Source organism: Janibacter sp. CFPM2_SD2 (genome assembly GCF_057364645.1).
The window spans coordinates 1-11,969 of the sequence record NZ_JBNFOF010000083.1; the positions used below are offsets into that span (position 1 = coordinate 1).

General features: G+C 72.4%; 11 protein-coding genes and 3 pseudogenes. 9 read left to right on the forward strand and 5 right to left on the reverse strand.

Features of this window, described 5'->3' with window-relative positions:
• Positions 1-96: 96 nt before the first annotated feature.
• Entirely contained in the window at positions 97-1,101 is a 1,005-nt protein-coding gene (locus tag AC2W7J_RS09465; protein ID WP_485982198.1) for a tripartite tricarboxylate transporter substrate binding protein, read from the reverse strand.
• Between the two features lie 142 nt (positions 1,102-1,243).
• On the opposite strand from AC2W7J_RS09465, the gene AC2W7J_RS09470 reads away from it, so the two are divergent.
• The 8 genes and pseudogenes from AC2W7J_RS09470 (at position 1,244) to AC2W7J_RS09505 (ending at position 7,832) form a co-directional block, all read left to right on the forward strand.
• Positions 1,244-2,152, forward strand: a complete 909-nt coding sequence (locus tag AC2W7J_RS09470) for a LysR family transcriptional regulator (RefSeq protein WP_485982199.1) — start codon at positions 1,244-1,246, stop codon at positions 2,150-2,152.
• A 124-nt stretch (positions 2,153-2,276) separates the two neighbouring features.
• Positions 2,277-3,156 (forward strand): annotated as a pseudogene (locus AC2W7J_RS09475) (5-dehydro-4-deoxyglucarate dehydratase); the annotation flags it as partial.
• Positions 3,157-3,199: 43 nt separating this feature from the next.
• Positions 3,200-3,631, forward strand: a pseudogene (locus tag AC2W7J_RS09480) (aldehyde dehydrogenase family protein); the annotation flags it as partial.
• 91 nt (positions 3,632-3,722) lie between these two features.
• Positions 3,723-4,004: pseudogene (locus AC2W7J_RS09485) on the forward strand (aldehyde dehydrogenase family protein); the annotation flags it as partial.
• A 178-nt stretch (positions 4,005-4,182) separates the two neighbouring features.
• Positions 4,183-4,692, forward strand: coding sequence for a hypothetical protein (locus AC2W7J_RS09490; protein WP_485982208.1), 510 nt, complete (start codon positions 4,183-4,185; stop codon positions 4,690-4,692).
• Complete coding sequence (locus tag AC2W7J_RS09495) at positions 4,689-6,011, forward strand: enolase C-terminal domain-like protein (RefSeq protein WP_485982204.1); 1,323 nt, start codon at positions 4,689-4,691, stop codon at positions 6,009-6,011. Before AC2W7J_RS09490 ends, AC2W7J_RS09495 begins: the two co-directional genes overlap by 4 nt.
• Positions 6,012-6,114: 103 nt before the next feature.
• Positions 6,115-7,089 (forward strand): intradiol ring-cleavage dioxygenase, encoded by a 975-nt coding sequence (locus AC2W7J_RS09500; protein WP_485982205.1) that lies wholly within the window; start codon positions 6,115-6,117, stop codon positions 7,087-7,089.
• Between the two features lie 56 nt (positions 7,090-7,145).
• Entirely contained in the window at positions 7,146-7,832 is a 687-nt protein-coding gene (locus tag AC2W7J_RS09505) for a histidine phosphatase family protein (RefSeq protein WP_485982200.1), read from the forward strand.
• Positions 7,833-7,901: 69 nt separating this feature from the next.
• On the opposite strand, the gene AC2W7J_RS09510 is transcribed toward AC2W7J_RS09505, so the two are convergent.
• The 4 genes from AC2W7J_RS09510 to AC2W7J_RS09525 all read right to left on the reverse strand — a co-directional run bounded on the left by AC2W7J_RS09510 (position 7,902) and on the right by AC2W7J_RS09525 (position 11,022).
• Positions 7,902-8,165, reverse strand: coding sequence for an amidohydrolase family protein (locus tag AC2W7J_RS09510; RefSeq protein WP_485982201.1), 264 nt, complete (start codon positions 8,163-8,165; stop codon positions 7,902-7,904).
• 142 nt (positions 8,166-8,307) lie between these two features.
• Complete coding sequence (locus tag AC2W7J_RS09515) at positions 8,308-9,018, reverse strand: amidohydrolase family protein (protein WP_485982202.1); 711 nt, start codon at positions 9,016-9,018, stop codon at positions 8,308-8,310.
• On the reverse strand, positions 9,015-10,100 hold the full coding sequence (locus tag AC2W7J_RS09520; RefSeq protein ID WP_485982206.1) for a PTS transporter subunit EIIC: 1,086 nt from the start codon (positions 10,098-10,100) through the stop codon (positions 9,015-9,017). The genes AC2W7J_RS09515 and AC2W7J_RS09520 overlap by 4 nt, the downstream gene beginning before the upstream one ends.
• A 169-nt stretch (positions 10,101-10,269) precedes the next feature.
• A complete protein-coding gene (locus AC2W7J_RS09525) occupies positions 10,270-11,022 on the reverse strand; it encodes a GntR family transcriptional regulator (RefSeq protein WP_485982203.1) in 753 nt (250 codons plus the stop codon).
• 88 nt (positions 11,023-11,110) lie between these two features.
• Here AC2W7J_RS09525 and AC2W7J_RS09530 point away from each other — a divergent pair.
• The coding region (locus tag AC2W7J_RS09530) for an SIS domain-containing protein (RefSeq protein WP_485982207.1) at positions 11,111-11,969 on the forward strand (859 nt) is incomplete at its 3' end.

An 11,969-nucleotide genomic window follows, 5' to 3' on the forward strand; every position in this document is an offset into this window, starting at 1 on the left:
AGCTGGTAGCCGGGGCCGCCCGCGGCGGCCGCTCGTCCGCGAGGTCCTGCGCGACCTCTTCCTCCAGCTCGGCGAGGATGTCGCGCTCGGGGGCGGTCACTTGGCCTGCTCGGTCAGGTCGAGCTTGTACTCCTTGACGGCCTCGGCGTAGCGGGCCTTGTCCGCCTTGAGCTCCTCGACGACCTCGTCGCCGGAGATCTCCATCGGCGTCAGGGAGTTCTGCTCGTTGAACTTCTTGTACTCCTCGGTCTTGAAGGTCTCCTCCAGGCCCTTCGACAGGGCGTCGGTGACGTCGTCCGGGGTGTCCTTCGGGACGGTGAGGAAGCGGTACTGGTAGACCTCGACGTCGATGCCCTGCTCCTTGGCGGTCGGCACGTCCTTGAGGTACTCGATGCGCTCGGGGGCGAAGGTCGTCAGGGCGGTGAGCTTGCCGCTGTCGATGTTCTCGATGCCCTCACCGGTCTGGATGCAGGCCGTGTCGACCTGGCCGCCGAGGACCGCGGTGAGCGCCGGGGCGCCGCCGTCGAAGGGGACGGCCTCGGCCTTGACGCCGGCGGCCTCGAAGGCGAGCGCGCAGGAGAGCTGGGCGCCGGTGCCGACACCGGTCGTGGCGTAGGTCAGGGTCTCCGTGGAGTCCTTGATGTCGTCGAGGGTCTTCAGGCCGCTCTTCGGGCCGGTGACCATGACGTAGTCGTCGCGGGAGACGCCGCCGACGACGTCGAAGTCGTCGATCGAGGTCGCCTCGTCGGCCGGGACGGCGAGCGGGGTGATGGTGAAGAGCGAGGCATTCTGCACGGCGATCGTCGCGCCGTCCGGCTTCGCCTTCTGCACCTGGGCCGCGGCGAGCGCGCCGTTGGCGCCCTCGCGGTTGATGACGGCGAAGGTGCCGCCGAGCGCGTCGCCCAGACCCTTGGAGATCGAGCGGCTGATGAGGTCGGAGGAGCCGCCGGCGGACGCGCCGACGTACATCTCGACGGTGCCCTTCGGGTAGGAGTCGCTGCCGTTGCCACCCCCGCTCGTGGTCTTGACGCCGCCGCAGGCGGTGAGGGCCAGGCTGCTCACGCCGACGAGGGCGATGAGTCGATAGGGCTTCTGGGGCATCGTTGCTCCTCTGGGAAGGGTCCACACGTCGTGGGGGGAGGTTGTGCGGGCCGACACTAGGAGCGAGCGTCGATGCCCGTCCAAGCCCAATTGGGCATGGAGTGATCCACGGTGGGTATCACTGGCTAGGCTGCGGCCCGTGATGACCCTCGACCAGGTCCGCTGCTTCGTCGCCGTCGCCGAAGAGCTGCACTTCGGCCGCGCCGCCGAGCGCCTGCAGATGACCCAGCCCCCGCTCTCCCGCCAGATCCAGAAGCTCGAGCGCTCCCTCGGCGCCCAGCTGCTCGCTCGTGACAACCGCCGGGTCGAGCTGACCCGGGCCGGCGAGGTCTTCCTCGACGAGGCCCACCGCATGCTCTCGCTCGTCGAGGGCGCCGGTGACCTCGTGCGTCGCGTCGACGCCGGCAGCGAAGGGGTGGTCCGTCTCGGCTTCACCGCGGTGTCGGCCATCTCGATCCTCGGACCGCTGCTGCGTCGCCTCGGCGACGAGCTGCCCGGCGTCGAGGTCGTGCTCTCCGAGCGGGTGAGCAGTGCCCAGCTCGAGGGGATCCGTCGCGGCGAGATCGACATCGGCCTGGCACGACCCCCCTTCGACCGCAGCCTCGTCCGCTCCCGGGTGGTGCTGCGCGAGCCGCTCATGGCGGTCGTGCCCGTCGGCCACCGCCTCGCGAAGCTCGACCGGCCGCTGCGGCCGGAGGACTTCGAGGGGGAGCGGGTCATCGGGCACCACCCCGACCAGTCGCAGTACTTCTACGACCTTGCCGCCCGCTTCTTCGCCGGTGCCCACCCGCGCATCGACCAGCGGGTCCACCAGGCGCTCACGGCGATCCTGCTCGTCTCCGCGCAGCGTGGCGTCGCGCTCGCGCCGGCCTCGGCCGCCTCGCTCGCCGTCGCCGGCGCGACCTTCCGCCGGCTCGACCACGGCGGCGGGGACAGCACGATCGACGCCGACCCGGAGCGGCCGGTCGAGCTGCACGCCATCTGGTCCCGCGAGGGGACCACACCCGTGGTGCGCCGGGTCCTCGAGGTCATCGAGCGGGTCACGACATGAGGTGACGGGCCCTCCGTTCGTCATGCACGGGAAGTATCACGGGATACGAATTTGGGCTTGGACAGGCATCGAGGCGCGTCCCTACGGTGGCCCCAACACCCAGCAGCACGACCTAAGGAAGCCCGTGACCAGCTACTCGCCGACCGACCTCGCCGCCCAGCTCAAGAGCGGGTTGCTCTCCTTCCCCGTGACCCACTTCGCCGACGACGGCGCGCTCGACCTCGCGGGCTACCGCGACCACATCGACTGGCTGAGCAGCTTCCCCGTCGCGGGACTCTTCGCGCGCGGCACGGGTGAGGGCTTCAGGCCTCAGCCTCGACGAGACCGACCAGGTCGTGCGCGCCGCCGTCGAGCAGGTCGACGGCCGGGTCCCCGTGCTCGCCCCCGCGACCGGGGCGACCGTCAAGGCCGTCGCCCAGGCCAAGGCGGCGGAGGCCGCCGGCGCCGACGGCATCCTCCTCATGCCGCCGTACCTCACCGAGGCCAGCCAGGAGGGCCTCTACAAGCACGCCGCCCGCGTCTGCGAGGCGACCGGCCTCGGTGTCGTCGTCTACTCCCGCGCCAACGCGGTCCTCGACGACACGACCGTCGCCCGGCTCGCCGGCTCGCACCCGACCCTCATCGGCTTCAAGGACGGCGTGGGCAATGTCGAGCAGATGACGCGCACCTACGCCCGCGTCGGCGACCGGCTCATGTACATCGGTGGTCTGCCGACGGCCGAGACCTTCGCGCTGCCGCTGCTCTCGCTCGGCGTAAGCACCTACTCGTCCGCGCTCTTCAACTTCGTGCCCGGCTGGGCCATCGACTTCTACGACGCCGTGCGCCGCCAGGACCACGCCGAGGTCTACCGCCGGCTCAACGACTTCGTCCTGCCCTACCTCGACATCCGCGACCGCAAGGCCGGCTACGCCGTCTCCATCGTCAAGGCCGGCCTCAAGGCCGTCGGCCGCCCCGCCGGCCCGGTCCGCTCGCCGCTCGTGGACCTCGCCGAGCACGAGGTCGCGAGCTCGCCGCCCTCATCGAGAAGACCCGCTGAGAGAGGACCGCATGACCACCGAGCACACCTCGATCATCGCCGGCGTCGAGCAGAGCACGCCCGACGTCGTCGCCGCCACCACCGCTGCGGCACAGGCCTTCTCGGCCTACCGGGCCACCACGCCCGAGCAGCGCGCCGCCTTCCTCGAGTCCGTCGCGACCGAGATCGAGGCCGACCGTGAGGCGATCATCGCCGCGGCCGTCGCCGAGTCGCACCTGCCCGAGGGCCGGATCACCGGCGAGGTCGGTCGCACGACCGGCCAGCTGCGGATGTTTGCCGACGTCGTGCGCCTGGGTGACCACCTCGGCGTGCGCATCGACCCCGCCCAGCCCGACCGCGAGCCGCTGCCGCGCGCCGACATCCGTCAGCGGATGGTGCCGCTCGGCCCGGTCGCCGTCTTCGGCGCGAGCAACTTCCCGCTCGCCTTCTCCACCGCCGGCGGCGACACCGCCTCGGCCCTCGCGGCCGGCTGCCCGGTCGTCGTCCAAGGGGCACCCGGCGCACCCGCAGGCCGGCGTCCTCGTGGCCCGCGCGGTGACCCGCGCCGTCGCCGCGGCCGACCTGCCCGCCGGGGTCTTCTCCTTCGTCCTCGACGAGGGCATCGAGGTCGGCCAGCAGCTCGTGGCCGACCCGCGGATCACCGCCGTCGGCTTCACCGGATCCCGTGGTGGCGGCCTCGCGCTCGTGGCCGCGGCCGCAGCGCGCCCCGTGCCGATCCCGGTTTACGCCGAGATGTCGTCGATCAACCCCGTCGTCGTCCTGCCGGGTGCGATCGCCTCCGGCGCCGAGGACCTCGCCGCGGCCTACGTCGGCTCCCTGACCCTCGGGTCGGGTCAGTTCTGCACCAACCCCGGTCTGCTCTTCCTGCCGAAGGGGGAGGACGGTGACCTCTTCCTCGCCGCCGCCGGGCGGGTGGTCGCTGCGGCGACCGGCACGCAGATGCTCACCCCGGGCATCGCCCGGGCCTACGAGGCCGGTACCGAGCGCCAGGCCGGTGCCGACGGCGTCACGTCGTCGCGAGCGGTACGCCGGCGAGACCGCGGACGCCCCGGCGCCGCAGCTCGTCGAGGCCGGGGCCGAGCACCTCGATTCCGTCGCCGACGAGGTCTTCGGTGCCGCCGGTGTCGTCGTGCGCTACGACGCGCTCGACGACCTGCTCCCGCGGCTGGCCGAGCTCGAGGGGCAACTGACCGCGACCGTCCAGGCCGCCGACTCCGACGAGGCCGACGCCGCTCGCCTCGTCGAGGTGCTCGAGCTCAAGGCCGGGCGGATCCTCTTCAACGGCTGGCCCACGGGCGTCGAGGTCGGTCACGCGATGGTCCACGGCGGGCCCTTCCCGGCGACCTCCGACGGGCGCACGACCTCCGTCGGGTCGCTCGCCATCGAGCGCTTCCAGCGCCCGGTCGCCTACCAGGACGTGCCGGCCGCGATCCAGCCGGCCGCCGTGCGCGACGACAACCCGTGGGGTCTGACCCGGCGCGTCGACGGGCGGCTCGAGGCATGACGCCGACCATCGAGCGGGTCGAGGTGGTCCCTGTCGCGGGCCACGACTCGCTGCTGCTCAACCTCTCCGGCGGTCACGCCCCCTTCTTCACCCGCAATGTCGTCATCGTCACCGACTCGGCCGGACGCGAGGGCCTCGGTGAGGTCCCGGGCGGCGAGCCGATCCGGCAGACAGTCGAGGACGCCGGCCGCAGGCTCGTCGGCCAGCCGGTGCTGCGCCACCGCTCGCTGCTGCGCGAGGTCGCCACGACCTTCGCCGACCGCGACGCTGGCGGTCGCGGGCTGCAGACCTTCGACCTGCGCACGACCGTCCACGCGGTGACGGCGCTCGAGTCGGCGCTGCTCGACCTCGCGGGTCAGGAGCAGGGCGTGCCCGTCGCCGAGCTGCTCGGTGACGGCCAGCAGCGGTCGAGTGTGCCGATGCTCGGCTACCTCTTCTACGTCGGCGACCCCGACGCGACCGACCTGCCCTACCTGCGCGAGCCCGACGGGGCCGACGACTGGGAGCGGGTGCGCCGCGAGGAGGCGATGACCCCCGAGGCGGTCGTGCGCCTGGCCGAGGCGGCCCAGCAGCGCTACGGCTTCAGCGACTTCAAGCTCAAGGGCGGCGTGCTGCCCGGCGAGCAGGAGGTCGCCGCCGTGACGGCGCTGCACGAGCGATTTCCCGACGCGCGGATCACCCTCGACCCCAACGGCGGGTGGCTCCTCGACGACGCCGTGCGCCTGCTCGGTGGGCTGCACGACGTGCTCGCCTACGCCGAGGACCCCTGCGGTGCCGAAGGGGGCTACTCCGGCCGCGAGGTCATGGCCGACTTCAAGCGGGCCACCGGCCTGCGCACGGCGACCAACATGGTCGCGACCGACTGGCGCCAGATGGCCCACGCGGTGCGGACCAATGCGGTCGACATCCCGCTCGCCGACCCGCACTTCTGGACGATGGCCGGGTCGGTGCGCGTGGCGCAGCTGTGCCACGAGTTCGGCCTGACCTGGGGCTCGCACTCCAACAACCACTTCGACATCTCGCTGGCGATGTTCACCCAGGTCGGCGCCGCCGCCCCGGGCGAGATCACCGCCCTCGACACGCACTGGATCTGGCAGGACGGACAGGCCCTGACGCAGTCCCCCTTCGTCATCCGTGACGGGGCGATCGAGGTGCCGCAGACGCCGGGGCTCGGCCTGACCATCGACCGGGACCGGCTGGCCGAGGCGCACGAGCTCTACCTCGAGCACGGGCTCGGGTCGCGCGACGACTCCCTCGCCATGCAGGCCTTCGTGCCCGGGTGGACCTTCGACCCCAAGCGGCCCAGCCTGGTCCGCTAGGAACCCGCCGTCGGCGCATCACTGCGTCATGGTGATCCCACAGCCGGCCCACAGGGACGGGGCCTTGGGTGGAGCCATGACATCGAAGCAGCGAGCACAGGAGATGGCCATGACCACACCGCGGACCCACGGGGGCAGGGTGCTGCCGAAGCAGGACGAGGAACTCGTCGACCAGGGGCTCCAGTTCGACCTCGGGACGCTCGTCGGCCGGCGCCGGATGCTCGGCCTCATCGGTGCCGGCACCGTGCTCGGCCTGACGGCCTGCGCCTCCGGCAGTGACTCCTCGTCCGGCGGCTCGGGCTCGGCGACGACCTCCTCGGGGTCCGCGTCGTCGAGCTCGAGCTCGTCGGGCTCGAGCTCGCTGAGCGAGATCCCCGACGAGACGGCGGGGCCCTATCCCGGTGACGGGAGCAACGGCCCCGACGTCCTCGAGGAGAGCGGCATCGTGCGCCAGGACATCCGCTCGAGCTTCGGCAGCAGCACGACGACCGCCGAAGGGGTCCCGATGACCCTGACCCTGAAGATCAAGGACCTCGCCCAGGGCGGGGCCGCCTTCGCCGGGGTCGCAGTCTACGTGTGGCACTGCGACCGCGACGGCAACTACTCGATGTACTCGCAGGGGGTCGAGGGCGAGAACTACCTGCGCGGTGTGCAGGTCGCCGACGACAGCGGCACGGTGAGCTTCACGAGCATCTTCCCGGCCTGCTACTCCGGTCGATGGCCGCACATCCACTTCGAGGTCTATCCCGACGAGGCGAGCATCACCGACGCGTCGAAGGCCATCGCCACCTCGCAGGTCGCGCTGCCCCAGGACGTGTGCACCACGGTCTACGCCACCGACGGCTACGACGCCTCGGTGGGCAACATGTCGAGCCTGAGCCTGACGAGCGACAACGTCTTCGGCGACGACGGGGGCACGAGCCAGCTCGCGGACGTCAGCGGCAGCGTGGCGAAGGGGTACGACGTCACCCTGGTCGTCGGCGTCGACACGACGACCGAGCCCACCGGTGGCGGTGGTGGTGGCGGTCAGCCCGGCGGTGGTCAGCCCGGCGGTGGTCAGCCCCCTTCGCAGGGCTGATCGACCCCGGCCGGACCACGTCCGGGAGGAGGCGCCCACCTGCGTAGCCTGCTGGTGTGCGCCTCCTCCTCATCCGTCACGGCCAGACACCCCACAACGTCACCGGTGCGCTGGACACCGCATACCCCGGCGCGGGGCTGACCGATCTCGGACAGCGCCAGGCCGCCGCGGTGCCTGCGGCGCTCGCCGACGAGGACGTGAGTGCGGTCTACGCGAGCCCGCTGGTGCGCACCCAGCTCACGGGTTCGCCTCTGGCGCAGGAGCGCTCGCTCGAGATCGTGGTGCGCGAGGGCCTGCAGGAGATCTCCGCCGGCGACGTAGAGATGCGATCCGACCGTGAGGCGGTCGAGGCCTATCTCGGCGGCGTCGCCGCCTGGCTGCACCGCGACCTCGACCACGCGCTCGTGGGTGGGACGACGGGGCACGAGTTCATGGCGCGCTTCGACGCTGCGGTGCGGACGATCGCCGAGCAGCACGGGCGTGACGACACCGTCGCACTCTTCAGCCACGGCGCCGCGATCCGGGTCTACGCCGCGCTCTCGGCCGGCCTCGACGCCGACGCGATCGAGGGGAAGTGGATCAACAACACCGGCATGGTCATGCTCGACGGCCGCCCGGGCGAGGGCTGGGACCTCGTGCGCTGGCACGGCGACCCGCTCGGCGGCCCGGAGCTCGCGAGCGTGCGCGCCCACGACGTCACGGGCGAGGCCATCGACGAGGAGCTCGACGCCGACGACCGCTGACGCCCGCCGTTTTCGCATTGCCGTTGGGGAATGCAGACCGGGTGCGCATTTCCTTACGGAAAGGCGGTGTCAGGGGAGGGGGACCCAGGTGCCGCGGCGCATCACCCGGGTGACGTCGAGGTCGTCGTCGAGGACGACGAGGTCGGCGCGGGCGCCGGGCTCGAGGCGCCCGACGTCGGTCAGGCCGAGGGAGTCCGCCGGTGCCGAGGTGGCCGCGGCGACGGCCGCCTCGAGCGTGAAGCCGCTGGACACCGAGTGCCGCACGGCACCGGCCATCGTCAGGGTCGAGCCGGCGATGGCACCGCTCGCCGTGCGGGCGACGCCGTCACGCACCTGCACGTGGATCGGCCCGAGGTGGTAGTCGCCGTCGGCCGCGCGGCCGCGCCCATCGCGTCGGTGACGAGCACGATCCGCCCGCGCGCCGAGCGCTCGGCCAGTCGCAGCATCGCCGGGTGCACGTGCACGCCGTCGGAGATCAGCTCCACCCACACGCGCTCGTCCTCGAGCAGGGCGGCGATCGGCCCCGGGTGGCGGTGGTGCAGCCCCCGGATCTGGTTGAAGAGGTGCGTGGCCACGGTGGCGCCCGAGTCGATCGCGCCCGGGCCTGCTCCCACGTCGCGTCGGTGTGCCCGACGCCGACGACGACCCCCGCGTCGACGACCCGGCGCACCGCGTCGAGGGCGCCGTCGAGCTCGGGCGCGATCGTCACCATGCGCAGCGCGTCGCCGCCGGCGGCGAGCAGCCGGTCGACGTCCTCGGGCGAAGGGGGCCGCAGCAGGCTCGGCTCGTGGGCACCGCAGAAGTCCGCGGAGAGCCACGGCCCCTCGAGGTGCACCCCGGCGAGGGCACCGTCGTCGACGAGCTCGCCGAGCACCCGCACCGAGCGCTCGAGCGAGGGGACCTCGTCGGTGACCAGGCTGGCGACGAGGCTCGTCGTACCGTGGGCCAGGTGCGCCCGGGCGACGGTGGCGGCCTCGTCGGCGTCACCGACCGTGAAGGACCCGCCGCCACCGCCGTGGCAGTGGGTGTCGACGAAGCCGGGCACGAGGGTGCCCGTGGTGACCACGTCGGCAGGGGAGGGGGGACCCCCTTCGCCCACCTGCGCGATGTGCTCGCCCTCGACCTGCACCCACCCCGGGGCGAGCGTGCGCCCCGGGGTGAGGACGCGGTCGGCGGTGACGATCACGCCGAGTCGTCCGCGGTGACGAGCGATTCCTCGCCCTCGTCCTCGCGGCCCGGGGTGCGCAGGTTCCACGTGCGGATGACGAAGCGGAAGAGCACGTAGTAGACGACGGCGTAGCCGAGCCCGATGAGCACGAGCAGCAGCGGCTTCGTCGCGATGTTGTAGTTGAGGACGAAGTCGAAGAGGCCGGCAGAGAAGCCGAAGCCGTCCTTGATGCCCAGAGCATTGGTCAGCGCGAGCGAGGTGCCGGTGAGCACCGCGTGGATGACGTAGAGCGGCCACGCGACGAACATGAAGGCGAACTCGAGCGGCTCGGTGACACCGGTGAGGAAGGAGGTCAGCGCGGCCGAGCCCATGATGCCGCCGACGAGCTTCTTCTGCGCCGGCTTGGCCTCCTGGTAGATCGCCAGGGCGGCGGCGGGCAGGGCGAACATCATGATCGGGAAGAAGCCGGTCATGAAGGCGCCGGCCGTCGGGTCGCCGTTGAGGAAGCGGGCGATGTCACCGGTGACCGGCTTGCCGCCCTCGGGCGTGTACTCGCCGATGAGGAACCACGGGGGGTTGTTGAGGATGTGGTGCAGGCCGGTGGGGATGAGCAGACGGTTGACCGTGCCGTAGACGAAGCCACCGATGACCTCGTTGTCGGCGACCCACTCGCCGAGGCCGGTGATCCCGGCGTCGAACCACTGGTAGACGAAGCTCGTGAGGACCGAGATGACGATCGCGGCGGTCGCCGTGGCGATCGGCACGAAGCGCCGTCCGCCGAAGAAGGCGAGGTAGGCCGGCAGCTTGATCCGGTGGTAGCGCTGCCACAGCCACGCGGCCGTCAGGCCCATGGCGATGCCGCCGAAGACCCCGTAGTTGATCAGCTCCTGCTCCTCTCCCTTCGCCGGCGTCCCGAGGACGAAGGGGGACATTGCGTCACCGACCGCCTTGAAGACGAGGTAGCCGACGACGGCCGCGAGGGCCGTCGAGCCGTCGGCCTTCTTCGCCATGCCGATGGCGATGCCGACGGCGAAGAGGATCGGCAGGTTGTCGAAGAGCGCACCGCCCGCGCGCCGATGACCGGCGCGACCCGGGTCCAGCCCAGGCCGTCCGCGCCGAGCAGGTCGGGCTGGCCCAGGCGCAGCAGCAGGGCTGCGGCGGGCAGCGCGGCGATCGGCAGCATGAGGCTGCGGCCGAACTTCTGGAGCGGGGCGAGGTTGAGCTTGCGGCGCCCGGAGTCCCCGGACGCGATGGAGCCGTCTGCAGTGGTCACGGCGTGTTCCCTTCGTGTGGCGGTGCCGGCGGTGGGGTGTCGTCCCGGCTCAACGACATGTGCAGCTGGTAGCGGTCTCCGCGATATCGGGAGACGACGTGCTCGACCGGGCGGCCGAGGCTCGTGGACAGGCGGCGGAAGACGAGCAGCGGCGCCCGGTCGGGGCAGGCGAGCAGCTGGGCGACCTGGCCCTCGGCGCACTCGCCCCACAGGGTCTGCTCGGCGGCGTCGATGACGACGCCGTACTCGTCGGCGAGCAGCGCGTAGATCGAGTCACCGAGGTCGTGCCGGTCGAGGCCGGGAGCGAGGTCGGCGGGGTACCAGCTCTCCTCGAGCGCGATCGGCTGCCCGTCGGCCAGGCGCAGCCGGTCCAGCCGCCAGGCCCCGGCCCGGCCGAGCCACTGGGTGACCTCGCTCGGGGGAGCGGCCAGGCGCACGCCGAGGAGCCGGGTCGACGGGGTGAGCCCGCGTCGGCGCATGTCCTGGCTGAAGCTCGCGAGGTGCAGCCGGCTCTCCAGCCGCGGGCGGGCGACGAAGGTGCCCTTGCCGTGGACCCGGTGGAGCATGCCGTCGGCGATGAGCGACTCGATCGCCTTGCGGACCGTCGCGCGGGAGAGGGAGTAGGTCGCCATGAGCTCGCGCTCGGAGGGGATCGCCGCCTCGGGTCCCAGGCCGGCGGCCAGCTCGGCGATCGCCTCGCGCAGCTGGACGTGCTTGGGACGGGGCCCGTGGAGCGGTGCTCGCGACACTTCCCGATCCTCACCTTCGTTGGTACGGTCTGGTACGTACCAGTGAGGATCCACGTCGGGGTGGGAGGTGTCAAGCATCGTGACCGTGATGGCCCGCGAGATCGCCGAGCAGCCGGCGGCCGTGCGCCGCACGCTCGAGGCGCTGCTGCCGCTGCGCGCCGACGTGCGCGCGCTCTTCGCCGACCGTCGCCGCGTGCTGCTCGTCGCCCGTGGGTCGAGCGACCACGCCGCCATCCACGGCCGCTACCTCCTCGAGGCCTGCGCCGGCATCCCGGCCTCGCTCGCCGCCCCGAGCATCGCCACGCACTACCGCGCCGACCTCGACCTCGCCGACACCCTCGTGGTCGCGATCTCCCAGTCCGGCGCCACCGAGGAGATCGTCGCCACGGCCGACTGGGCCCGTGGGCACGGGGCCGCCGTCGTCGCCGTCACCAATGTCGAGGGCTCCCTGCTGGCGAAGGGGGCGGACCTCGCCCTGGTCACGCAGGCCGGGCCGGAGCTGGCCGTGCCGGCCACGAAGTCGCACCTCACCCAGCTCGTCGCGGTCGCCGTCGTCGCGGACGCGTTCGGGGCGGAGCTGGACCCGGAGGGGAGCGACGACCAGTGGAGGCGGGTCGCCGAGGAGGTCGCGCTCGCCGTGGAGCGGGCCGAGCTCGTCGAACCCGCGGTGCCGCTGCTGCAGGCGGCCGAGCACGTCGTCGTCTCCGGCCGCGGCATGTGCCTGGCGACCGCGCTCGAGACGGCGCTGAAGATCGAGGAGACCTGCCTGGTCCCCGTGCGCGGCTACTCCTACGCCGACCTGCGGCACGGGCCGATCTCCGTCGTCGGACCCGACGTCGCGGCGGTGCTCGTCGCCGCGCAGGACGGGCCGATGACCGCGGCCATGACCGACGTCGCCGACGACCTGCGCCGCCGGGGGGGCGCGGGCGTTCGGGCATCGGTGGGGG

Excerpts from the sequence above, each read along its gene's own strand:
- AC2W7J_RS09465 (WP_485982198.1), bottom strand. The coding sequence starts at position 1,101 with ATGCCCCAGAAGCCCTATCGACTCATCGCCCTCGTCGGCGTGAGCAGC.
- AC2W7J_RS09470 (WP_485982199.1), top strand. The coding sequence starts at position 1,244 with ATGACCCTCGACCAGGTCCGCTGCTTCGTCGCCGTCGCCGAAGAGCTG.
- AC2W7J_RS09495 (WP_485982204.1), top strand. The coding sequence starts at position 4,689 with ATGACGCCGACCATCGAGCGGGTCGAGGTGGTCCCTGTCGCGGGCCAC.
- AC2W7J_RS09500 (WP_485982205.1), top strand. The coding sequence starts at position 6,115 with ATGGCCATGACCACACCGCGGACCCACGGGGGCAGGGTGCTGCCGAAG.